Here is a 21,935-nt window from a genome sequence, read left to right as displayed (position 1 = left end):
CTAAAGATTAGCTCCAATCTGGTCTCGGTGGAGGCGAAACTTACGAAACTTGATAAGTATGATTCGAATTGTCTTTGATAATCTGACAAAGCTAGGTATCTGTGATCGTGAAGCACGAGCACACCAGGAATCCAAGAACTCAGCTACTTCGTCATTGGATAATCCAGTACCGAATATCCCTCTTAGGGATTCTTTCATCTCTAAGGGCTTTAGAAGTATTGCAGCGGTTGACTTTATTTGACGTAGAGTCTCATTTTGGCGTTGAGTCAAATCACCAGGATTCTTTAGTAATGCCCATCTTGCACTCACAAACCTACGGGCGTAATCTGGAGTAGGAAGTTTTCTCAGTTGGCGCCATAGGTCGCATCTTACCTCCTCCAGGGCCTCAGTGCCCAATTTAACGACATGAAAAGGATCGAGTGCGATTTGAGTATCTGGTGTGCGATCAGCGAAAGCTTTAGCAAAAGCTGGTCCCATGTCCATTGTTGCTACTTGTGTGAGAGCTTGGAACGTTGCGAACCAAGCTCACATAAGAACCCATCTAGACTCTTAGCGCTTTTTCCTTCTGCTCCATAGACGATCTTTCCAGTTTCATGATCTGTTACGGGCTCTAAATAACTTGGGTTATGTACTTATGGTGTTTACGATAGGCAATCTCATCTACCCCTATTATTGAGAGCTTCTCTAGTCGCTTTGGATCGATCTCTTTGGCTACTACTCTCTCACAGATCGTACCAACTGTTTTCTGAGCAATCCGGGTGAGCTTCGTAACTGTTGTTTTATCCATCTTTGCGGTTGAGCCGGCAACTAGATGTTCAAAGTCTCTCGTGAAGCGAAATTTGCGATACCGGTCACCCAAATGGCACTGACTCAGTGATTACTCCATGATTGGGGCATTTCGGTCTCCGTAGGGCACAAGAGATCCAAGTACGACGTATTCCCATGTCAAGATGTCTCCAGCGAGAGTTGATAAGTTCTGATGTCGTAGCGGTATTTTGTTTTGAATTTACGGCTTATTCAACAACACGGTGGACATGCGAGTTTGGATCGTGCAAGTTTGACATCTACAACAATTTCATCTTTTGAGATAAAAATATCGTTGACAATGACACCTTTAACGTCAAGCAACTGCTTGACTAGAGAGTTAGCGTGCACGGTTAGATCTCCTAAATCTGTGTGTTAGTAACTTCAAATTTAGAGGTCACAAACCGTGCACGTTTCATTCAATGCTTTTAAAGACCCAAAAGTTCTTATCGTACAGGCGTTACTTATCGGTTATGGGGTCTTGGTGACCCACATGAGGGTTAGGAGAGCCTCCTAAACCAACAAGAATGTCAACCCTGAGCTCTGGGGTGAGGTCCAACTGTGCTGGGACCGAGATCACCCGCGGTTCAGCCTGCATATCCCTTATGAGACGGTGCGCGAAAGTTCCCATGGAGACGCCGTCACCGCTATTGATGAGGGGATCATTAACCCTATGGCATTAGCCACTTGGGTAGATGCCAAGACCATAGATGTGACAATCATCAATGGGAGAGAAGGCCGAGCTATCAAGCGTCAAAGAAACAAGGCTTTCGGTCAACTTCAGCACAAGATCAGTAAGTGCAAGAATGGATCAAAGAAGTACAGAAGGCTGGTAGCTGCGAAGAAGATCAACTCCAAAGCAAAGCTATCACTTTGTGACTTTGATCATCAGGTGTCCAAAAAGGCGGCTGATCACGTCATTTTTTGTCGGTTTATCACTGTTAACATGAACTGAATAATATCCTCAAAGATTCAACTCCTGTTGCGAGGGAATGGGGTACAAGACCCCCTCGTACCCGGTCCATTTCGCTTGAGAACCGCACGCCACTATAGCTTCTCATTGATGGGAGTTCGAGCGGTAAGTGGGGCACTTGGCTCGGCTCGTTCAGTTATTAACAACGCCTAGTGGTTTGCTATCGAGGGGAATGTTTCCTTTGCCATCTCCGATCCGCGACGAAGATGCACAGCCCAGCAAAAGACATAGGGATTACCAACAACACTAGCAATCTCTCGAACGAGTCCCCCTTGGCGGAGGCCGTGGCCAGTACGCTCACATTTATTGTGAATGCGACTGCCAGACCCGTGAAATTTCGCCTCTGTCGTACCCCCCACGACGAGCTACCAGACAACGGTTGTTCCTGCATAACTAGAAGTGGTATCGTCCCACCATACGTAAATATAGGGGAACTGTCCACGTTGGATCAGCGTGATGACGGTATAGCCCGCCGCCCCGATAGCCCCGACGCATGCGGTTGCTCCTATCCCTGACCACCATAGGGTGCATCCAAGGGTAATCATGGCTCCGATTCCGGTCGCTCCTGCAGCCAAAATCGTTTCCTCTTCAGATGGCGTGATCTCGATAATTGAATACGTGTCAGCACTTCCGCCTCCACCCACAAGGAGATTAGGCGAGATGGCCAGACCCGGCGTCGCGACAGTACTTCGATATTGGTAATAATAATTCTCACTCATAGGTGTGGGTTTTATGGAAATTACACTCTTTCCGGAGACCGCCGAAATATTCGCGCTTTGTGCAGATGCAGTGGTTGCACTAACGCCAATGGCTGGCGCACTAACAGCCAATGCCCCCAATCCAACTGCGATCTTTCCTGTTATTCTTCTAGTATCCACCGTGAACATCCCCTCTTACTTATTGGATATCACTCTGACAGCGTTCGTCAATATGGATCGTTAAACGAGTTCGCCTATCGTGGATAAGACCTTGATTTATTGATTCTGCCATAAAGCATTTTCATGGCCATCACCACATTCGAAGCCAACCTCCATAGTCACAGAACACTGGTTTTAACGTTAACGATTTATAGTGCACACGATGGTCTTGGTATTACGGTTTCATATTGGCGCGACGAGGATCGTGCACAAAGGTGGAAGCCTGTGATGGAGCATCAGGCGGTGTAACAGATTGCGCGGTCGGCAGCTTTGGTGCGTTGCAGCGATGATTGGACGTCTCGATACTTAATATAGTACGTTTGGTCATGATACGTTACGATGACTGGTTTCTGAACTCAATAGAGCGGGGCAACCCAATGACCCAGATCGACTTGCATCGGTCCACGGGAGTCGCGTGGACCGAAGGTAATCACGTTTCGTTCCATATTGATGGGTTCTCGTATTTCACCAGACTGGAAGAAGTCTTCTCGAGCCTGGAGCTTCATGATGAAGTCCGTTTCACCGATTGGCGAGGAGACGCGGACGAACGCGTCTCCGGTGACGGGACGTCTATCGCGACCCTATTGGCTGACTTATGTCGACAAGGAGTCGACATTCGAGGGTTGCTCTGGCGTTCGCACAGTGACCGTTTCGGGTTTAGCTCTAAGAGGAATCGACGCCTGGCAATCGACGTGACCGAGGCGGGTGGCGAAGTTCTGCTTGACGAGCGAGTGCGCCGAGGCGGATCGCACCACCAAAAGTTGGTCATTCTTCGACATCCCACTTGTCCTGCGCATGACGTTGCATTCATCGGCGGAATCGACCTGAGCCATGGTCGTCGAGATGACACCGACCACCTTGGAGATCATCAAGTCATCAAATTAGACCCTCGTTTCGGTCGCCGTCCTCCCTGGCACGATGTCCAACTAGAAATCCGTGGACCAGCCATTTCTGAACTCGACGGCACGTTCCGGGAACGATGGGAAGATCAGACCGCACTCAATCACGCGGGTCGACTGAGGGCGTTGTTCTCACAAGTCATGTCGCGCGATCGTGTCGCTCGTCCCCTCCCCGCGCGTCTCGACGATCCACCGACACAGGGCGGTCACGCCGTGCAAGTGCTTCGGACCTATCCTTCGAAACGTCCCAAGTATCCTTTCGCGCCTGAAGGCGAACGAAGCGTAGCGCGAGCGTTTGCCAAGGCGATTGAGAGAGCACGGTCGTTGATCTACATCGAGGACCAATATTTTTGGTCTATCGAAATTGCACGACTACTCGCCGAAGCATTATGTCGACAGCCGGGGCTGCAAGTCATCGGTGTCGTCCCACGTTACCCGGATAAGGACGGAAAGTTGTCGGGGCCACCAAGCAGGCTCGCTCAGGCGAGGGCCATTGATATCATCAAGAAAGCCGGCGGCGAGCGGGTAGGGATCTACGACGTCGAGAACGAATCGGGAACCCCCATCTACGTTCACGCCAAGGTCTGTGTTATTGACGACGTATGGGCCACTGTCGGTTCGGACAATCTGAATCGCCGCTCGTGGACCCATGATTCGGAACTTTCCTGCGCGGTGATTGATAGCGCACTCGACGACCGGATTCCTGTGGATCCGGGTGGACTCGGTGACGGAAGCCGCAAGTTTGCGCGCGAGTTGCGGCTGGCGCTTTGGGCTGAACACCTCGGACGCTCGCCCGCCGATTTGGAGCTTTTGGATTTGGCTCACGGTTCCGATCTCTGGAAGAAGACGGCCCGCGAACTCGAAGACTGGCGGCCGAGTCTCGGAGAAGGGAACCGTCCGCTGAGTCGAGTCCGTTCGCACGTCATTGATTCCGTCCCAACTAGTAGTCGACGTTGGGCCGGAATTGCGTACCGGTTAATTTTCGATCCCGACGGTCGCCCCCTCAAACTTCGGCTCCGTCGTCGTTTCTGATGGATTATGGCCGTGCCACATTGGGTTTTCCCCAACATAAGTTGACCCTGCTGGTTACTCGAGCGCACGACATATGCCCTTGACATATCGAGTCGCAAGTTCTGGAATGTTCCTTCCGGAATCTATAACTCGATGAGCAGCTTCAGTCTTGAACTCAAGGGTAAATTTACGCCTTGTTGCTCCCATGGTGACATCCTTTCTACCAACAATCTACGTTGGCTTAACAGGTGTCCACTAAATATGGGGTTGTAACAGTTGGCACAAAGATGTTCTATAACGATATGTAATGAACTTACGTGAGTGGGCACTGTCCCAAGGTATACATCCTCAAACGGCATATAAGTGGTATCGTGCCGGTACTCTGCCTGTCCCTGCGCTAAAGTAGGGCAACCCATATTGGTGGGAGATCTAGAGTCTCAACCGTCCGTATCTAAGTCTGCCGTCATATATGCACGAGTGTCTTCTGTAGATCAAAAATCAGACCTAGATCGCCAGGTTGCCAGAGTTCTCACTTGGGCTACAGAGCACGGGTACTCAATAGATCGCGTAGTAACCGAAGTTGGTTCGGCCCTTAACGGACATAGGCGAAAGTTTCTGTCGTTACTTAAAGACCCAACAGTAGACACGATTCTGGTAGAACACAGATACCGCTTCTGCCGGTTTGGAGCTGAATATATAGAGGCTGCACTTGAGGCTCAGTCCAGGAAATTGGTTGTGGTAGATCCAGCCGAGGTAGACGATGACTTAGTGCGTGATGTCACGGAACTGCTCACGTCTCTCTGTGTCCGCCTCTACGGTCGCAGTTCGGCTACTAACAAAGCTCAGCGTGCTATTGATGCGGTGTGCTCATGATCGCGATAATGCGGACAAAAGCACAGGCTCAGAAAGTGTCCGAACTAACTGGGTGTAAAGTTCTTCTTGACGAAGGTAACCCAACAAGGAAAGTATCGCTCACCGGAGATTTCGAGCAATACCGAGATGCACTAGAGTCAGTCAGCGTACTATTTGCAGCTATGTGACGATACCGGCGAGAAGGTTCAGAGCTGGTTTTGACTGAGAAACCAAAAGTAAAAGAAGCAGCTGAGACTCTCTATGGTGCATATGTGATTGAGACCAATAGGAACGATCTAGAACCAGAAGTGATCTGGAAGCTCTATATGACCCTAACAAAGGTAGAGGATGCATTCAAAGCCCTAAAGAGCAATCTAGGGATGAGACCGATCTATCACCAACTAGCTAGTCGTACCGCTGCTCATCTATTTATCTCAGTAGTTGCTTATCACCTCTATGGAGCAATTGCACTTAGCTTATCTCAAGCCGGTGACAAAAGAAGTGTTCACAGCATTCTTGCTCAAGTGTCTACCCATAGCCGCTTGAACGTAACGATGTTAGATGATAACAAACGTCTACATAACCTTCGTATCTCCTCTACTCCAAACTCTACCCAAAAAGAGATCTACTCTATTCTTGGAGTAGTAGATACCCTAGCTCGAACCAAGAAGGTGATTGCTCAACTGTAGTGCCCAAATCCAGACACCAATATGGTCATGACCTGGGCTTTCATGGGGTGGTTGCCGAAAGTAGGGCCAGGCCATTTGGTACAGGCGGCAGTTGCGATGATGGGTTGACTCATCATCGCAAGAGAGAACATAAGACCGCTAGCAATACTGGCGGTGCTCAAAGAGGCAAGAACGACCCTCGGGCGAGTGAGAATGAAGCCCGAGGGATGAACCTTGAAAAAGGTGCATCTAGTGAGTAGACTCACCATTTATCACTCAGATGCAACGGAACCTCACATCTACGGTTACCCGAATAATTTGACGTGGATTCACTCCTTGGTCAAGAAGCGCTTGGACTGTGCGTTTTACCAATACAGACTTACCAACTCGTCGAGGACCGTAGAGCATGTAGAGACCGCCAATGCGGATATCGTCTAGAGCTGAGGGATAGTAGCTAAGTTGTGACGCGTCTGATTCGCGCAAATCTCTATCAATTACCGCCCAGTTTGGGTCTCGCCACCAAGGAGTATCTCGGCCAACCGCTTCAGCAACCTGACTTTTGTTTACACCACGCCGATATTCTGGCAAAAACCCTAGGGTTTTTGTATATAAGTATCCTTTTGTAAATATTTGATATGCAAATGTCGTGCATTAATAAATTCTCAGCCGACCGACCGACCGAAGTGTTGCGATCTGCCATTCGTCAGCAATTGTGGCTATGTCCTTGCCATGTTGCCACCACCGTTTTGCGAAGTTACCACGTCATCTAGCTCAGTTTGATCCGGCCTGAGTGATTGATACAGCGGTTATGCGATCAGAAAACGTTCGTCGCCAATCTCCACTTCAACTCTCAATTCACCGCCGAATGCCTCGACATACTTGCGTAGAGTGTCGAGTTGTGTGCGTTCGATGTCGCCATGTTCGATACGTGAAACGCGATTCTGACTGACGTTCAGGCGACTAGCGAGTTCTACCTGGGTGACGTCAGAAGCTTCGCGCAGTTCACGAAGGCGGTAAGACCGAACTTCGGTAAGCATTCGCTTTTTGTGCTCCTCCACAACCTCGCGGTTGACCGGACGTCCGGCCAGCATATGCTCCAAATTCTTTGTCATCAAATTCCTCCTTTTTTGTTTCCCAATGTGCTCATCTAAGAGGTTGTCGGCAACTGGGATGTTCACTTCATACCACTTCTTCCAACTTCTCGATTTGTCTTCCGCCACTAGAAGAACTGCGTTTCGTTCTAGATCGAAGGCAAAGAGAATCCTCAACTCAGAACGCCCTCTAGATCCTTGACGCAACTCCTTCATGTTCTTGTGACGTGATGCCTTCACGGTATCGACCAACGGACGTCCAAGTTGTGGGCCTCGGTCGATGAGCAACTCTAAAGCAGCAATAACCTGTTCGTAAGAGTTCTGATCAAGGTCATAGAGCCAGGACTCGATGAATTCGAGATTCACTTCCCACAAAAGGACAGTATACAACATATAGGGTGTATAACTCAAGAGTTGTGAGACTTTGCCAAGCAAAGTGTCGCTTCCACCGAGTATTCCCTCGTGACCGGCATAGACGCGACGTCTGTCCCTCAGGCTAAGCCGGTTTCGACCTTGAGAGCGAACGGAAAAGAGGTAGGAGATCTGCCAGGCAGAATGTTGTGATAAGCACGACGAATGGACCTTGGGTCACACAATAAGAACCGGAATCTAACCTTTACCGGCTGAGGACCAGCATCTTTGGATGTTTTGGCGTCCAAGTAGCCTGACCGACTGGCCTCTTCGAATGGCTTGCGTATCTGACGACAGAATCTGCACAGATTCATGTATACTTTTCTTTGTGACCCGCACACCCAACTACATCATCTCCGTTAGTGACGCCGCCAAACGCGGCATCGCCGGACTAGCTCGTGACGCCGAATCCGGTTCGTCAATTACGGTCGAGCGCAACCACCGTCCTGTCGCGGCGATTATCGGAGTGAGCGAACTCCATCGCTACCAAGAGGCCGAACGGGACTTACGCGATCTTGCGGTCGTTCTTATCCGTACCGCCACCGACAACGGTGAACGAACTTCACTCGACAACGTCTTCTCTCGATTCGGATTTGATCGAGCCGTTCTCGAACGAGAAGTTGCTGAGGACCTGGCCGCTGGTCGAGAGTGACTCCGTCCAAAGGTAGTCAAAGAGACGAACCGTCATCTCGGAGAACCGATCGTCACCCCAGTGCGCATCATACGGAGCTTCGCTTCACCGAAGGCGCGATTGACGACCTGGTTGCGCTGCAAAAGAAGAATCGCCCTGCGCTCGAATGGGCGATGAAGAAGTTTTTGCTCATCGAGAGGAACCCCGAAGCGGGCGCCCCTCTCGGCGGCGGACTACACGGCTATCGCAAGTTGACCGTGGGTGATCGGGACTGGCGCATTGTGTGGCGAGTGACTTTTGACGATACCGGAAAGCTAATCGTCGACATTGGTGAAATCTGGGCCGTTGGCGCTCGAAAGGATAGCGAGGTCTACACCGAGATGCGTCGACGGGTAGCTACACTGCCCGAAGGTCCTCAAACCAAAACATTCGAAGAGGTGTTGGCCCTTCTCGAAGCCAGTCTTACGAAGAAGCGCCGTACCGCGCCGTCGCATCCCACAACCGACGACACACTCGCGCCTGCATGGTTGCTCGATGATCTGGTCAACCTCGCGGGCTACGTACGAAGCGACGTCGAGGCACTCACTGAGCGCCAAGCCATGTCAGCGTGGGTGGCTTATCGTTCGCGCTGATTTACTCCTCTCGAGATAAACGTGTCCTTTGGCTCTAAGTTCTAATAAGTTCATTAATGATCCACCCTTCAGCAATTGAATCCTCCTCTGTGGTTTTTGTAGCTCCACAGAGAGTCTTGTTGGGGGGGGTGGGTCAATTAAATACCGTTTAAGGTGGGTCAATTAAACGCCGCTGGCAACACCGCGATGAACGTCGACGCATCGAAGCTAGCGAAATCACAAGCAAATAGCCTCTGAGTACTGCTGAACGCCAATAGCTCATACGACTTCACCGTGAGCCCTAGGTGTCAAGGGAGGTGGCAGAATTGCAGAAGGACAAGACCTTCTTTTAGAAAAACAGCCGCGTACAACGCATGAGAATCCACCAAGCAAGAGAGATTTGCATCAACGGAAGCGTAAGTGAGCGAACTTTACAAATATCTACAGATGGACAGACTACTTGAGGTCTCTCGGGCTGGCTATTACAAGTGGAGGCAAGTCAAAGATAGACAATGTTCCACTGAGTTGGCCACAAAGACTCTGAAGATTAAAATTCTTGAAATCCACTAACAAGAGTCAATAGGTATCTACGGAGCACCAAGGATAACGGCGCAATTGTAATTACAAGGTGAGCCAACTAGCCATAACACTGTCGCAGAAAAGATGCGTGAGCTTTCAATATCCTAAGTTAGCCCAAAGCTACTAAAAAGTAGTGACCACTATTTGTGACTCTAAGGCCACATATCCAAGAGACTTTTCTTGATAGGAATTTTGACAAGGGACCTTTAGATAGCGTTTGACCCTCCGACATCACCTGCATGAAGATAGGTGATAGATCTGCATATCTGTGTGTAGGTTAGAGACGAGCACTTATGTTGGAGTAAACGAGGAAGAGTGCTTGGCCATAGCGTCTTATGAAAATATGAGGCTCGAGATAGTGCTAGAAGCTCTAGGTCAGGCAATTAATACCAGAGGTAGCAATTGCCGAGGAGCGGTGTTCCGTAGCGATCGAGAAAGCCAATTCTTAGATCGTCGCACAGAATCCCCTCTCTGTAAAGAAAATGGAATCATTCGCTCCATGGCGCAAATGGGATCCTGTTACAATCACGCCAGTGCTGAATCCTTCTGGTCGGTCTTCAAGCATGAATACTTCTTGAGACATGTCTTCAAAGACATCTCTGAATTAAGAGCTGGAATAAAGTGGTAAAAGAATTTTTACAACAGCAAACGGCGACATTCGAAGACCTAAGAACATCTCACCAGTCAATTATGAGTTAGCCTTAGAAGTAAGAGCAAAAACTGCTTAAGTCAGTGTCTACTCTTAGTGGGTAACCCCAGTTGCTGGCAACACAGTCGAATGGACTGCAGCGAACTAGCCAACTCAGCAATGAGGATGAGCCAACACAGAGCAGTAGCGAGCAGGAAGGCGGATGAATCGAGAGATTCACTTCCGGTTTGACTGGAGCGGTAGAGGGAAGATCGCTCCAGTCACCCTAGACCGAGTAGTCGCCAACCCCCTAAATCAGACCGATTCAGAGGTGGTTTTCTATTTGGACCAATAAATGATGAGTGGTCTTCTAGCTCTCTGGATTTTAGAGACGGGCTAGAGCAGTTGGTTGACATTAGTTTTAGTGAACTATGGTCCCATATAGCCTTCTAACGCCCCTATTGATAGCCATATGAATGGATAGGCCGAGTATCAAAATTTCTTCGATTGCTCTATCTCTAATTGGATAACCAAAATCCAAAGAACAGGCTTTAACGTGCCATGAACCTGACGGGGATTGGGTGTTTGTGTTGGAAGGGATCTTTTTGACCTGGCTACCCAATGAATTGCTGAAATTGTAGTCAAATTTCAATCCGACGCACGGTTTGTGGAGTTAGATCTACGACAAGGTGAATTTGCTGCGCAGTAGCAATTTTTCCCATTGGTGATAATCCTTCTATACGATGGGAACTTTTAGATTTAAAGATTGCTTTAAGTATGAGTTGCGATATATCGTGATAATATTGATTACAAGATAAAGATTAGAGAAAAGGAAATTTGATATGCATAATTGTGAAGGTAGAGGATGCGGGTGCGGTAGGTCAGATCATCGTCATGATCATCGTGGAGAAGGATTTGGCCACCGAGGTCACGGCGGTCCCGGAGGGTTTGGACGTGGATTCGGTGGCGGTTTTGGCCCAGGTTTTGGGCCAGGCTTTGGCCCCGGTTTTGGACCAGGACGGGGTCCAAAGGTTGGTAGAGGTGATGTGCGATTTGGTATTTTGACCCTGATAGCAGAGGCGCCACGCCATGGATATGAGATTATTCAGGAGCTATCGGCCAGAAGCAATGGAGTTTGGCAACCCAGCCCAGGTTCTGTTTACCCCACGCTTCAGGCATTAGAAGATGAGGGTTTGATTACCCTTTCGGTTGTGGATGGAAAGAAGATCTACAGTCTTAGCGAAGCAGGACAACAATATCTTGCGGAGAATCCACGAAGCGCGCCTCCATGGGAGGAGATGGCCAACGGCCCAGAGACGATATTTTTCGATATCAGGCGTGAAGGTGCCGCATTTGCTTCAGCCTTGATGCAGGTCTTTCAGGCAGGAACTAAGGATCAACAAAAGCGAGCTCTCGAAGTTTTAATCGCAGCTCGCAAGGCGATATATAAGATTCTTGCCGGAGACGATGGTTCTGGGGAATAGAGCCTCGACCCCGCGGGCAATGATCGTTCGAGTGAGGTGACTTTTGATTACACACTCGGACTAGGGCTAAGGTCTCGGTTGGCCATGGCCTTATGGTTCAGTTAGACCTTAGTTTTCTACCCTTGGCGTGTCACTTTCTGCTTCGGCAGGTGTGGCACGCCTTTTTATCTCTACGAGGAGAATAAGACAGGGTTAGCGCTTTTCTCCATCTTGGATCTCAAGGTGCAGCCAGGATCTTTCAGAAGTATATTTCGCCGTTTCTTTTAGAGATAGGATTTCTAGACTCACCAAGGGTAGAGTTTTTGGCTCTAGGCTCATATGAATTCAGAGACGGAATGTGGTGAGTAGATTGCGCGACGGTTCAAAGCCACTCGAGCGAAAAAGTTCCAGTAACGGCTTCCAGCAAACCTTGGTGGAGATGCTTTTCTCAAATGGAGTCAAAGACGTCGACATCTCAAAGAGACGTCGGGCCGAGTACTCTAGCGATGCCTCTAACTATCGAATAGTTCCGAGTGCGGTTGTCTACCCAGGATCGGGTGATGAAGTCTTAGGTGCCATTGACGTCGCAAACGAGACGGGTCTATCGATTACTATGCGTGGAGGTGGAACATCTGTCGCTGGTAATTCAATTGGTTCAGGAATCGTATTGGATACGACGAGATATATGAACAAGGTTATAGATATCGATCCAGAGGCCAAGACCGCGACGGTGCAACCCGGTTTGATCTTAGATGAATTGGCGAGTTTCCTAAGTCCAATTGGTCTTTTGTTTGGTCCAGATCCCTCAACTCATTCGCGTGCCTCGATTGGTGGAATGATCGGCAATAACTCCTGTGGGGCACATTCCATTGCTTATGGAAAGACCCAAGACAATGTGGCTAGCCTCAAGGTGGTCGATGGTCGAGGCCGTGTGTTTCAAGCTAAAGATGATTTAGAGGTTGTCCCAGGATTGTCCAAGTTGATAGCTGACCACGAAGGATTGATCAGCGCTCAATTAGGGCGCTTTCCACGTCAAGTATCTGGTTATTCGCTGCAGGATCTTCTTTCAGGCCATCCGGGGCGGCTAGCTCGATCTTTGGTTGGTAGCGAGGGTACTACCGTAGGGGTAATTGAATCAACCTTGAAATTGATAGAAGCGCCAAAGGTAGTTGTCCTAGCGATCCTTGGCTATAGCGATATGATCACTGCGGCCTATGCCGCGCCGGCAATTGCGGCTATGGCTCCTCAAACCATAGAAGGCTTTGACTCGCGGCTGCTCGAGCGGTTGCGCAGTGGCCCAAAGCGAGTAGGTGTCTCGGCAACTTTGCCTAAGGGCAAAGGTTGGCTTTTTGTTGAATGCGCAGGAGAAACTTTATCGGAGGCTCTCGCTAGCGCTAAAGCAGTCACCCTAACCAGCGGCGTCATAGACTCTATTGTGGTTCGTGACACGACCGCGATGAGGATGCTTTGGCGACTTCGAGACGACGGTGCAGGCTTGGCCGGACGGACAATAGCTGGTAAAGCGGCATGGCCAGGATTCGAAGATGCAGCAGTTCCTCCTTTTAGACTGGGAGATTATCTCGTCGACTTCCAGGATCTGCTTGGTGAATTTGGTTTTGACGGCCTGATCTATGGCCATTTTGGAGAGGGATGCATCCATTCGCGGATCGACTTTGACCTAGAGTCTGATCCGCAACGCTTTAGGGCATTTATGGAGAGTGCTAGTGATTTAGTGGTCTCCTATGATGGCTCGCTTTCGGGAGAGCATGGCGATGGTCGCGCTCGGAGTCAGCTTCTGACAAAGATGTATTCTCCGCAGATGATCTCCTTATTTGCGGAGTTTAAGGGCTTATTTGATCCCAATCATGTGATGAATAAGGGCGTACTGGTCGAACCTGCCGCCTTTGATGATTCGCTTCGGCTAGAGGGAGTGCGAGAATTTCCACGAAGGAAAGGATTTGGTTTTTCTCTCGATGGCGGTGACTTTGGAGCCGGAGTTCATCGATGCGTTGGCGTGGGTAAGTGTCGTTTAGCCCAAGGGGCTAACGATAGCGTTATGTGTCCATCCTACGTCGCAACATTGGATGAAAAAGATTCGACTCGTGGTCGTGCCCGAGTTCTTCAAGAGATGTTAAATGGAACGTTTGTGAAAGGTGGATGGCGGTCCAAGGAGGTACATGAAGCCTTAGATCTCTGCCTATCCTGCAAGGCATGTTCCAGGGACTGTCCTGCTGGCGTCGACATGGCCCGTTACAAGGCAGAGGTTTTGTTCAACGCTTACAATCATCGCATGAGGCCGATGAATCATTATCTGTTAGGTCGCCTCTCCTTTTGGGCGGAGCTAGGAGGAGCTTTCCCAAATTTGGCGAACAAGGTACTGACAAATGACTTTGCTAAGTTGGCAATGGAGAAGGTTGCGGGTATCGATCGACGACGAACGCTGCCACCTTTTGCTAAAAGGTCGTTTGTCAGTACCCTCAAAGGTAACTCCGTTTCGGGATCTGCTTTAGGTCGTGGGGTCCCCCAAGAAGGAGGATTAGACGATGAGAGATTGGGACCAAAGAGTCTTTCTGGTGCCTCCTCGAAGGGGTCAATGTCGCGAGTAGTTTTGATGGTGGATCCGTTCAATAACCACTTTTCTCCATGGGTTCTCGAAGATTGTTTGGAACTGTTGAGAACACTGGAGATAGAGGTAGTGGTGGCGCCAAAGGAGCTCTCTATGGCTATTACTGAGATCTCTACTGGCCAACTTGAGATAGCTCGAAGAAAGCTTCGACGCCTTGTTGAATGGCTATTTCCACTAACTTCCTCTGGTTATTTGGTGTTGGTACTCGAGCCGTCATGCGCAGGTGTTCTCCGAAGCGACCTGGTGGAACTCCATAAAGGCGAAGGTGCGAAGTCGGTCTGTGACGCTACGGTGACTTTGGCGGAGCTTCTGATGAGAGTTGCCAATAGTCCCAGATCTTCATGGCAACCTCCCAATCTAAGAGGTGAAACCTTGATTTGGCAGCCTCATTGCCATCAATATGCAGACATAGGAGTCCACGATGACCTTCAGTTGCTTAAAGCAACTGGTGCTAATCTTTTGACAGTGACTGGATGCTGTGGGATGGCTGGAAACTTTGGGATGGAACTCTCTCACTACGATCTATCAGTCAGAGTCGCACAAAGATCTATTATCTCTCAGATCAATGAGGCACCTAGCGATGCGGTTGTAGTGGCAGATGGTTTTTCATGTCGGTCGCAGGTTAGCGACCTTACTGACAAGGTTCCACTTCATCTAGGTTCGATCATGTTGAGGGGTCTAAAGTAAAGCCGACAAGGATCATTGGGTGGTAGCTTGGTGAATTTCATCTTTCGCGGTTATCCTCTTGGATAAAACCTTGATTAGATGGAACCAGAAGTTATCTAACTGTTGACCAAAGATGGACTAGACAAGCGCTCTATTTGGCTAGCTTAGGCCCAATCTTCCAAGGTATCCGCGCGATGGCGACATCACAATTGTGATCCACAACGAGCTAATCCCAAGTGGGAGTGCTGTGTTAGTGGAGGTTTGTGGAATATTCATTGTGGGCTCCTCTGGCGAATTAGAGGGCTCATAAGAGATTTTAAGTCGACAGTCACCTCAAGCAACTTGCTAGCTTTGAGCAACAGTCACTAGATGCTTTCTCTTTTGCTCTGGTGGTTCCGCTACGTAGCGCTCTTTTGGACTGTATAGGTAATAAAGGACCCCATCTCTATTTGATTAGGCCACGATTGCTTGGGATACGTGATATCCCAAGGATGCTTGGGACCTCGCTTTACTTGAAAGCAAAGTTATTCACATGCGGGATGGAGCATCTGACATAGAATCAACTGAGGGAAAACTCCTAGATTTAGCCAATTGGTGGGATGAGAACGATGTCGGAAATTCTAGATGTAAATTCGATCAAGCGGGCGGCTCAGCTCTTATCAGACGTCGTGAAGAGAACGTCGCTAGATCACAGCAGTCGATTAACTAACAAGTTTGGCGTTGACGTCCTGCTCAAGCGCGAAGATGTTCAATTGGCTCGCTCCTATAAGATACGGGGAGCTTACAACTTCATCTCTAGCCTAAGTGACCAAGAGCGAGCAATGGGCGTCGTCTGTGCTAGTGCGGGTAACCACGCTCAAGGCGTAGCCTATAGCTGCAATAAGCTCGGCATCAAAGGTAAGATCTTTCTTCCGGCAACTACTCCTCGGCAAAAGAGACAGAAAATTATGGAATTTGGGGGTCTCTGGGTCGAGATAGTTATCGGCGGCCATAGCTACGACGATGCAAGTCTTGCTGCTCGCCGTGATGAGATTCGCAGCGGCTCGGTCTTTGTCCATGCATTTGACGATCCTCGCACTATTGCTGGTCAGGCGACTGTAGGGGTTGAACTCTTAGAGCAACTTCCCACTCCTAATGTGTCTACTGTGGTCGTGCCGGTTGGCGGGGGAGGGCTGATAGCTGGAATTGCTCTGTGGTTGCGCAGCCAAAGGCCCGATATCACAATTATTGGGGCGGAACCAACGGGGGCACCTTCCATGACAAAGGCGCTTGCCAATAATGGTCCAATCGCGCTAGAGCAAATGGATTCGTTCGTAGATGGTGCGGCTGTTGGCAGGGTTGGGGATCTCACATTTCCGATAGTGCGTGATCTCGTAGACGAGATCGTCTTGGTTCCAGAGGGTGCTATCTGTACTGAGATGTTAGAGCTCTACCAAAACGAGGGAATCATCACAGAGCCCGCAGGCGCTCTAGCCACTGCAGCACTCTCTCGAATTGCGATCGATAGGTCAAAGGGAGCTGTCGTTGCGATTTTGTCCGGAGGAAATAATGACGTAAGTCGTTATTCAGAGATTCTGGAGCGTTCCCTGGTGCACGAAGGGTTACGCCACTACTTTTTGGTAACCTTTCCCCAAGAACCTGGCTCACTTCGAAGATTTCTAGAGGAGGTTCTTTCTGACGGAGAAGATATTGTTGTCTTTGAGTACGTCAAAAAAAGTAACCGAGAGACTGGCCCTGCGCTTGTTGGAATCGACTTAGAGAGTCCAGATTCACTGAGTGGTCTTCTTTGGAGAATGCAAAATAGCCCGCTGGAGATAGAGCAGGTTCCTCCCGGATCTCCGCTTTTCACATTTTTACTGTAACGATTTACCGTGATGATTTACCGTGATGATTTACCGTGATGATTTACCGTGATGATTTACCGTGATGATTTACCGTGATGATTTACCGTGACGATTTACCGTGACGATTTACCGTGATGATTTACCGTGATGATTTACCGTGACGATTTACCGTGACGATTTACCGTGATGATTTACCGTGACGATTTACCGTGACGATTTACCGTGACGATTTACCGTGATGATTTACCGTGATGATTTACCGTGATGATTTACCGTGATGATTTACCGTGATGATTTACCGTGATGATTTACCGTGATGATTTACCGTGATGATTTACCGTGATGATTTACCGTGATAAATTCGCCATGTCCGCTACCACAATTTAGATGCAAGGTTCTGGCGGGATGTTGTAAATCTTTCGGTAGGTAATCGAGTTATTGGCTCAAATTTATGCCGAACGACAACAGATCAAGGATCTCGCTCCACAATGCTCAATCTAAGTGACCGAAAATAGCGCTTTGGACGATCTGGTGAATTATCAGTTGGTTCGGTCGCAAGGCGGCCAATGTCATTGGTTGATGTGGCTCTGTTTGGATCATAGGTTGTTGCGCCTTTTTTAATTTCAAGTCACCAGGCGGGTCAAATCGTAGATTTACCGACAAAGTACCGTGGTTGGAGGTATTCTATTGGCGTCTTGTTTGATCGTAGGGATTTGACTTCGTTACTTTGTTTTGACCAACTCTGCTGAAAGGTAATGGAGATGAATTTTAATATTTCACATAATAGGGCAACCATCAACGGCCAGAGTATCCATTACGTTGAAGCTGGGGAGGGGTATCCTATCATTTTTCTCCATGGATTTCCTGAGAGTTGGTATTCATGGCGCTACCAGCTTGAGTTTCTGAGCGAGCGTGGATTTCGCGTTATTGCACTTGACCAACGTGGATATGGGGGCTCTAGCGCTCCCAAAGATATAGATGCATATAATATCTTGCATCTTGTTGGAGATGTAATTGCGCTCATGGATCTCCGTTCCCTGGAGAAAGCCGTAGTAGTGGGTCACGATTGGGGTGCTCCTGTGGCTTGGTCTACGGCACTATTTCGACCTGATCGAATCGCTGGAGTCGTTGGATTGAGCGTTCCGTATCGACCAAGAGGAAGCTTTCAGCCGACTGTGCGAATGAGAGAACTCTCTGGTGAGGACTTTTATCAATTGTATTTTCAGTTGGAGGGTAGGGCCGAGGCAGACTTTGAAGGTGACTTATCCACCTCTATCTTCTCGATGTTCTACGGTAACTCAGCTGATTCGTTCGCGGTAAATGGTCCTTGGAAGATGCACTCGCCGGCTGATCGGGGTTTCTTTGCTGAGGCACCACCCTTGCCCAAAGAGCCCCCAAAATGGTTGAGCGAGAAAGACTTAGCGATATACGTGGAGGCTTTTCGTGGGAATGGATTTAGAGGGCCATTGAACTGGTATCGAAATCTCGATCGAAATTGGGAGCTTACCGAACCATGGAGTCGAGCACGGATCACACTGCCGTCGATGTACCTAGCTGGCAAGGTGGATCCGGTAGTCCATTTCCCCGGAGCCGATGCCATGATTGCTAAGATGGATGGCGTCCTGCCTGGCCTTTTTCGGGCAAAACTGATCGATGACTGTGGTCATTGGACGCAACAAGAGGCGCCCGAGATCGTGAACCAGTCACTCCTGGACTTTATGAATCACATCATGGCGCTTTAAACTATTAATAGCTGTGCGAAAAAACATCCTTGGATCACCCAGCCTGGTGTTAGTGATCCAAGGTGAAGTCTTTATTACTTAGATTGACACTTAGATTGAAAAGTCCTCATAGCTCCACATGCCATCTCTTCGGGGCCGAATATCTTTTTTACTTGGCTGGCCAACCGTAGCTGCAATCTCGTCGACTCTATCGATTAGTGATTTTAGGCCATCACCAATGGCGTCTGGCATCTCTAGGTTCGACAGAGGGGTGCCTTCAAAGCGTGAAGCTCTGGAGATGACTTGACCTGGAACACCAACTACAACCGATCCGGGCGGCACGTCTCGAACTACGACCGCGTTGGCCCCTATTCTGCTGTCATGGCCTACTCGGATGGGTCCGAGGACTTTGGCGCCTGCGCCAAGTACGACGCGATCTTCGATATCTGGATGTCTTTTTCCGGTCTGATCGCCACGGCCGCCTAAAGTCACTTGGTGGTACATGGTCACATCGTCGCCTACGACAGCGGTCTCGCCTATGACTACACCAGAGGCGTGATCTATAAAGAAGCCCGAGCCAATTGTCGCCCCAGGATGGATATCAACCCCAGTCCATCGATACGCCAAAGCCGAGATGGTTCTAGCCCCCAGATGGTTCCCGCCTTGCCATAGTTGGTGCGCGAGGCGATAGGCTGCCACGGCATGAAATCCAGGATAAAACAGGACCACCTCGTATCTGTTTCGCGCTGCCGGATCGCGCTCTAGGGCCGCGGATATGTCCTTTCGTAAGAGATCTAAGACCATCATTATTCAGCTAAACCTGCATAGAGCGGTGTAGAGAGGTATCTCTCTCCAAAGGATGGGATTATTACCACTATGAGTTTGTGGCTATTTTCGTCACGGCTAGCTAGTTCAAGTGCGGCTGCTATTGCGGCACCGGAGGAGATCCCGACCAGCAGACCTTCTTCAGTTGCCGCCGCACGTGCAGTCTCAAAGGCTAATTCATTGTCAATCCCTATGACTTCGTCCACGATCTTAGCGTCATAGTTCTTCGGGATAAAGCCCGCACCTATTCCTTGGATGGGGTGAGGTCCTTTTGCTCCTCCAGATAGCACCGGTGAAGCTGAAGGCTCCACAGCAACAATTTTGATCGCTGGGTTTTGTTCTTTTAGATATGAGCCAACGCCAGAGATTGTTCCACCAGTGCCAACCCCAGCGACAAAGATATCTACAGTACCATCGGTATCTTGCCAGATTTCAGGGCCAGTTGTGGAGTAATGAATCGAGGGGTTGGCGGGATTTTCAAACTGTTGTGGAACGAAATATTTAGGATCTGAGGCCGCTAGCTCTTGTGCTTTAGCTATAGCGCCACCCATGCCCTCGGCTCCTGGCGTTAGGATTAGTTGCGCGCCGTATGCGCGCAAGAGCATTCGCCTCTCTTTGGACATCGTCTCTGGCATTGTCAGGATGCACTTTATCCCTCGTGCAGCGCAGACCATCGCTAGAGCAATTCCAGTATTTCCACTGGTTGGTTCCACGACTATCGTCTCTGGAGTTATTAGGCCTGCTGCCATAGCAGCATCAATCATGGCTACACCGATTCGATCCTTGACGCTATGTGCCGGGTTGAAAAACTCTAGTTTGACCACGATTCGAGCCTTGGAGCTCGATGTAAGTCGATTGAGCGCCACTAAGGGCGTGTGGCCAACAAGTTGTGTTACATCTGTTGCGATATTCATTTTTCTCCAAAATCTAATGAGGCTTTCAATTAAAAGTTACTCGCCACTAATCAAAAGCCGACCTGTCAACTCAACAATAGTGCAAAGTGTAAAGTTCATCCTTAGTTTTACGATTTTGATAGAAGGATTGCTAGCCAATGGTGATAAGTCGGATAATAGTTTTCGCAAATTTGACCCCTATGGTTGCGATATGACTTCTTACCAACTGCTATTTGACCCTTGCGAGATTGACTTCTTTAGGGTCACCTCTATCGATTTCGTGCCAAGGTGGCATTCTTGTTAGTTAAACCCTTTGTGTAAACGGAATATTTCGCAGACGCTATTGGGATCATCTGGCCAGAGGTGAACTTTGTGGAATTGGTCGGACTCCCTCTTTTTTGCTTTTTGTAATTGAATCCATCGATTTATCTAGCTAGATCTCACTATTAGATTTTTTGCCCTCGTAGTTTTTGGGAGTTGAATTGGCCAATAGTTATGGAGACGGATCATGCTTTAGGGCTTTTATTTGAGCCATATCCGCAGCGCCATCCGGATATGGTCCGCATATTATAAAGATGATAGACCCCATGGATGGATTGATTGATTCGTAGCCGTATGTTTTCTAATAGAAGCTTTGGATGTGGTCAGGCGGGTTGGATAAAGTTCCTCGAAGTGACGCAGATCTGCTTATTTGATACGCCTGTTGGTCTACCTGTTTTAATGGACCTTTAAGGGCTCGTTACCGTTAAATCCGAAGTGCTGCTTTGGCCACCTTTACAATTACACCGATTAGGTAGTTAAGTCGTGGCTTCGATAACGATGTAACGGTTAGAAGGTCAAAGGGCTCAGGTGAAAGGCAATATTTAGACTTTTTACTGATTTTTTGGCATCATTTCTCAGAATCCAATATACCCTATAGGGTATGTGTAGTGCAGTTACGTGTAATAAATGTAAGAAACCAACTTGGTCAGGTTGCGGACGCCATGTGGAACAAGTCCTAGGACACATTCCACAAGAAAAGCGCTGCCAATGTTCAAGTAACGAGGCCCCAAAGACCAGGCGCTGGTTTTAGGGGAATTATCATTATCAATCATCGAAAGTTATCGCGGTATTTGCTTTAAATTAAAGACGACGATACTTCTTTATTTGCTCCGTCAAGGAGGTTTTTACTTATTGTGAATTATCTTTTTGACGGATGCATGTTTTATTCCAAAGAATATATTTATTTTGTTGTGATATATCTGTATTTGTAGATAGATCACAGCTATGTGCAAATACAGATGCCAATCTGTCAGCACCAATCCGCAAATAGCGAGTTGTACTGGCGACCTTCCACAATATTTTGTACGTTAGATTGATCTCTTGGATTATCGCACTTGGCATTGGGGTGCGAGGTGGAAAATGCCTTGTCCAGCCCAAGTGACTAGGGTATATTATCCTAGGATTTTTCAAATCTATAACAATTGTAGTGACGGATCTAGGTGGCCATTTACCTCGGTTGTGTTCTCTTTCCGAAGTTGATCTTTTTGACCGATTGCGCTCGAAAATGACTCTTCGTTTCAACGATTATTTCAGTTGGAACCGCGCTCGAGCAAAATGGGGCTGGGCTCGATTGGACCGGAAGTGCTTATGTTTCCGGGAGCGCTTAGATTTCGCGTCATCTAGTCGTTCGATGATGGACTTATTTTTCGAATTTCCCTACTTCTTCAAGGCATCATTTTGCAATATTTCTGGTAAAAGATTGCCATATCGGAGTTAAAATATTTTGATCTTTGTGTCTTTTCTATTCCTTGAGATCAATGATTGAAAATGCGGGATGAGA

The 21,935-nt window shown here is 48.6% G+C and carries 21 protein-coding genes and 2 pseudogenes; 13 read left to right on the top strand and 10 right to left on the bottom strand.

Annotated elements, in window-relative coordinates; all coding sequences use genetic code 11:
- From ACIDITHRIX25_RS74965 to ACIDITHRIX25_RS74955, 3 genes are all read right to left on the bottom strand, one after another.
- Complete coding sequence (locus ACIDITHRIX25_RS74965; protein WP_283770404.1) at positions 1 to 483, bottom strand: transposase; 483 nt, start codon at positions 481 to 483, stop codon at positions 1 to 3.
- 127 nt (positions 484 to 610) lie between these two features.
- Entirely contained in the window at positions 611 to 859 is a 249-nt protein-coding gene (locus ACIDITHRIX25_RS74960) for a hypothetical protein (protein WP_201732843.1), read from the bottom strand.
- A 405-nt stretch (positions 860 to 1,264) separates the two neighbouring features.
- The gene (locus tag ACIDITHRIX25_RS74955; RefSeq protein ID WP_201732842.1) at positions 1,265 to 1,402 is read right to left on the bottom strand and encodes a hypothetical protein; all 138 of its coding nucleotides are present in this window, start codon (positions 1,400 to 1,402) and stop codon (positions 1,265 to 1,267) included.
- Between the two features lie 15 nt (positions 1,403 to 1,417).
- Here ACIDITHRIX25_RS74955 and ACIDITHRIX25_RS74950 point away from each other — a divergent pair, with 15 nt between their 5' ends.
- Positions 1,418 to 1,759 carry a hypothetical protein gene (locus ACIDITHRIX25_RS74950; protein ID WP_152626207.1) on the top strand — a complete coding sequence of 114 codons (342 nt, stop codon included), beginning with the start codon at positions 1,418 to 1,420 and terminating at the stop codon, positions 1,757 to 1,759.
- Positions 1,760 to 2,142: 383 nt separating this feature from the next.
- Here ACIDITHRIX25_RS74950 and ACIDITHRIX25_RS74945 read toward each other — a convergent pair whose 3' ends face one another.
- Positions 2,143 to 2,655: a hypothetical protein gene (locus ACIDITHRIX25_RS74945; protein ID WP_152626206.1), complete on the bottom strand. Its 513-nt coding sequence runs from the start codon at positions 2,653 to 2,655 to the stop codon at positions 2,143 to 2,145.
- A 662-nt stretch (positions 2,656 to 3,317) separates the two neighbouring features.
- Here ACIDITHRIX25_RS74945 and ACIDITHRIX25_RS74940 point away from each other — a divergent pair.
- Complete coding sequence (locus ACIDITHRIX25_RS74940; protein ID WP_201732841.1) at positions 3,318 to 4,625, top strand: phospholipase D family protein; 1,308 nt, start codon at positions 3,318 to 3,320, stop codon at positions 4,623 to 4,625.
- A 54-nt stretch (positions 4,626 to 4,679) separates the two neighbouring features.
- On the opposite strand, the gene ACIDITHRIX25_RS74935 is transcribed toward ACIDITHRIX25_RS74940, so the two are convergent.
- Positions 4,680 to 4,811 carry a hypothetical protein gene (locus tag ACIDITHRIX25_RS74935; RefSeq protein WP_268749171.1) on the bottom strand — a complete coding sequence of 44 codons (132 nt, stop codon included), beginning with the start codon at positions 4,809 to 4,811 and terminating at the stop codon, positions 4,680 to 4,682.
- A 100-nt stretch (positions 4,812 to 4,911) separates the two neighbouring features.
- Between ACIDITHRIX25_RS74935 and ACIDITHRIX25_RS74930 the strand changes: the two are divergent.
- The 4 genes and pseudogenes from ACIDITHRIX25_RS74930 (at position 4,912) to ACIDITHRIX25_RS74915 (ending at position 6,384) form a co-directional block, all read left to right on the top strand.
- A pseudogene (locus ACIDITHRIX25_RS74930) lies at positions 4,912 to 5,477 on the top strand (IS607 family transposase).
- Positions 5,474 to 5,644: a hypothetical protein gene (locus ACIDITHRIX25_RS74925; protein WP_201732840.1), complete on the top strand. Its 171-nt coding sequence runs from the start codon at positions 5,474 to 5,476 to the stop codon at positions 5,642 to 5,644. The pseudogene ACIDITHRIX25_RS74930 and the gene ACIDITHRIX25_RS74925 overlap by 4 nt, the downstream one beginning before the upstream one ends.
- A 30-nt stretch (positions 5,645 to 5,674) precedes the next feature.
- A complete protein-coding gene (locus ACIDITHRIX25_RS74920) occupies positions 5,675 to 6,145 on the top strand; it encodes a hypothetical protein (RefSeq protein WP_052607164.1) in 471 nt (156 codons plus the stop codon).
- A complete protein-coding gene (locus tag ACIDITHRIX25_RS74915; protein ID WP_052607163.1) occupies positions 6,145 to 6,384 on the top strand; it encodes a hypothetical protein in 240 nt (79 codons plus the stop codon). Before ACIDITHRIX25_RS74920 ends, ACIDITHRIX25_RS74915 begins: the two co-directional genes overlap by 1 nt.
- 16 nt (positions 6,385 to 6,400) lie before the next feature.
- Here the strand turns inward: ACIDITHRIX25_RS74915 and ACIDITHRIX25_RS74910 are convergent, their stop codons facing one another.
- From ACIDITHRIX25_RS74910 to ACIDITHRIX25_RS74900, 3 genes and pseudogenes are all read right to left on the bottom strand, one after another.
- The gene (locus tag ACIDITHRIX25_RS74910) at positions 6,401 to 6,712 is read right to left on the bottom strand and encodes an ATP-binding protein (RefSeq protein ID WP_052607162.1); all 312 of its coding nucleotides are present in this window, start codon (positions 6,710 to 6,712) and stop codon (positions 6,401 to 6,403) included.
- A gap of 218 nt (positions 6,713 to 6,930) precedes the next feature.
- Positions 6,931 to 7,236 (bottom strand): helix-turn-helix domain-containing protein, encoded by a 306-nt coding sequence (locus ACIDITHRIX25_RS74905; protein ID WP_052607169.1) that lies wholly within the window; start codon positions 7,234 to 7,236, stop codon positions 6,931 to 6,933.
- Between the two features lie 48 nt (positions 7,237 to 7,284).
- A pseudogene (locus tag ACIDITHRIX25_RS74900) lies at positions 7,285 to 7,608 on the bottom strand (type II toxin-antitoxin system RelE/ParE family toxin); the annotation flags it as partial.
- 346 nt (positions 7,609 to 7,954) lie between these two features.
- Between ACIDITHRIX25_RS74900 and ACIDITHRIX25_RS74895 the strand changes: the two are divergent.
- The 6 genes from ACIDITHRIX25_RS74895 to ACIDITHRIX25_RS74870 all read left to right on the top strand — a co-directional run bounded on the left by ACIDITHRIX25_RS74895 (position 7,955) and on the right by ACIDITHRIX25_RS74870 (position 18,416).
- Positions 7,955 to 8,278: a type II toxin-antitoxin system Phd/YefM family antitoxin gene (locus ACIDITHRIX25_RS74895; protein WP_052607168.1), complete on the top strand. Its 324-nt coding sequence runs from the start codon at positions 7,955 to 7,957 to the stop codon at positions 8,276 to 8,278.
- Positions 8,275 to 8,889: a type II toxin-antitoxin system RelE/ParE family toxin gene (locus ACIDITHRIX25_RS74890; protein WP_052607161.1), complete on the top strand. Its 615-nt coding sequence runs from the start codon at positions 8,275 to 8,277 to the stop codon at positions 8,887 to 8,889. Before ACIDITHRIX25_RS74895 ends, ACIDITHRIX25_RS74890 begins: the two co-directional genes overlap by 4 nt.
- Positions 8,890 to 10,917: 2,028 nt before the next feature.
- A complete protein-coding gene (locus tag ACIDITHRIX25_RS74885; protein ID WP_082058588.1) occupies positions 10,918 to 11,559 on the top strand; it encodes a PadR family transcriptional regulator in 642 nt (213 codons plus the stop codon).
- Between the two features lie 418 nt (positions 11,560 to 11,977).
- The gene (locus ACIDITHRIX25_RS74880) at positions 11,978 to 14,851 is read left to right on the top strand and encodes an FAD-binding and (Fe-S)-binding domain-containing protein (RefSeq protein ID WP_082058590.1); all 2,874 of its coding nucleotides are present in this window, start codon (positions 11,978 to 11,980) and stop codon (positions 14,849 to 14,851) included.
- A 578-nt stretch (positions 14,852 to 15,429) separates the two neighbouring features.
- On the top strand, positions 15,430 to 16,692 hold the full coding sequence (ilvA, locus tag ACIDITHRIX25_RS74875; protein WP_407071676.1) for a threonine ammonia-lyase IlvA: 1,263 nt from the start codon (positions 15,430 to 15,432) through the stop codon (positions 16,690 to 16,692).
- Positions 16,693 to 17,435: 743 nt separating this feature from the next.
- Entirely contained in the window at positions 17,436 to 18,416 is a 981-nt protein-coding gene (locus ACIDITHRIX25_RS74870; RefSeq protein WP_052605422.1) for an alpha/beta fold hydrolase, read from the top strand.
- 90 nt (positions 18,417 to 18,506) lie between these two features.
- Here the strand turns inward: ACIDITHRIX25_RS74870 and cysE are convergent, their stop codons facing one another.
- Together cysE and cysK are read right to left on the bottom strand one after the other, a co-directional pair.
- The gene (gene cysE, locus ACIDITHRIX25_RS74865; RefSeq protein WP_052605421.1) at positions 18,507 to 19,202 is read right to left on the bottom strand and encodes a serine O-acetyltransferase; all 696 of its coding nucleotides are present in this window, start codon (positions 19,200 to 19,202) and stop codon (positions 18,507 to 18,509) included.
- Entirely contained in the window at positions 19,202 to 20,134 is a 933-nt protein-coding gene (gene cysK, locus ACIDITHRIX25_RS74860; RefSeq protein WP_052605420.1) for a cysteine synthase A, read from the bottom strand. The genes cysE and cysK overlap by 1 nt, the downstream gene beginning before the upstream one ends.
- Positions 20,135 to 21,035: 901 nt before the next feature.
- On the opposite strand from cysK, the gene ACIDITHRIX25_RS000000104265 reads away from it, so the two are divergent.
- Positions 21,036 to 21,185: a DUF8730 family Cys-rich protein gene (locus ACIDITHRIX25_RS000000104265; RefSeq protein ID WP_502756201.1), complete on the top strand. Its 150-nt coding sequence runs from the start codon at positions 21,036 to 21,038 to the stop codon at positions 21,183 to 21,185.
- Positions 21,186 to 21,935 lie beyond the last annotated feature (750 nt).

It is taken from the genome of Acidithrix sp. C25 (assembly GCF_904848545.2).
Note: the sequence above shows the minus strand (reverse complement) of the source record. Positions and strands in the feature narration are given on the sequence as shown.

Coding starts and splice junctions, on each gene's coding strand:
- ilvA (WP_407071676.1), top strand. CDS start 15,430: ATGAGAACGATGTCGGAAATTCTAGATGTAAATTCGATCAAGCGGGCG.
- ACIDITHRIX25_RS74885 (WP_082058588.1), top strand. CDS start 10,918: ATGCATAATTGTGAAGGTAGAGGATGCGGGTGCGGTAGGTCAGATCAT.
- ACIDITHRIX25_RS000000104265 (WP_502756201.1), top strand. CDS start 21,036: ATGTGTAGTGCAGTTACGTGTAATAAATGTAAGAAACCAACTTGGTCA.
- ACIDITHRIX25_RS74870 (WP_052605422.1), top strand. CDS start 17,436: ATGAATTTTAATATTTCACATAATAGGGCAACCATCAACGGCCAGAGT.
- cysE (WP_052605421.1), bottom strand. CDS start 19,202: ATGATGGTCTTAGATCTCTTACGAAAGGACATATCCGCGGCCCTAGAG.
- ACIDITHRIX25_RS74935 (WP_268749171.1), bottom strand. CDS start 4,811: ATGGGAGCAACAAGGCGTAAATTTACCCTTGAGTTCAAGACTGAAGCT.
- ACIDITHRIX25_RS74955 (WP_201732842.1), bottom strand. CDS start 1,402: ATGCAGGCTGAACCGCGGGTGATCTCGGTCCCAGCACAGTTGGACCTC.
- ACIDITHRIX25_RS74905 (WP_052607169.1), bottom strand. CDS start 7,236: ATGACAAAGAATTTGGAGCATATGCTGGCCGGACGTCCGGTCAACCGC.
- cysK (WP_052605420.1), bottom strand. CDS start 20,134: ATGAATATCGCAACAGATGTAACACAACTTGTTGGCCACACGCCCTTA.
- ACIDITHRIX25_RS74965 (WP_283770404.1), bottom strand. CDS start 483: ATGGACATGGGACCAGCTTTTGCTAAAGCTTTCGCTGATCGCACACCA.
- ACIDITHRIX25_RS74880 (WP_082058590.1), top strand. CDS start 11,978: ATGCTTTTCTCAAATGGAGTCAAAGACGTCGACATCTCAAAGAGACGT.
- ACIDITHRIX25_RS74925 (WP_201732840.1), top strand. CDS start 5,474: ATGATCGCGATAATGCGGACAAAAGCACAGGCTCAGAAAGTGTCCGAA.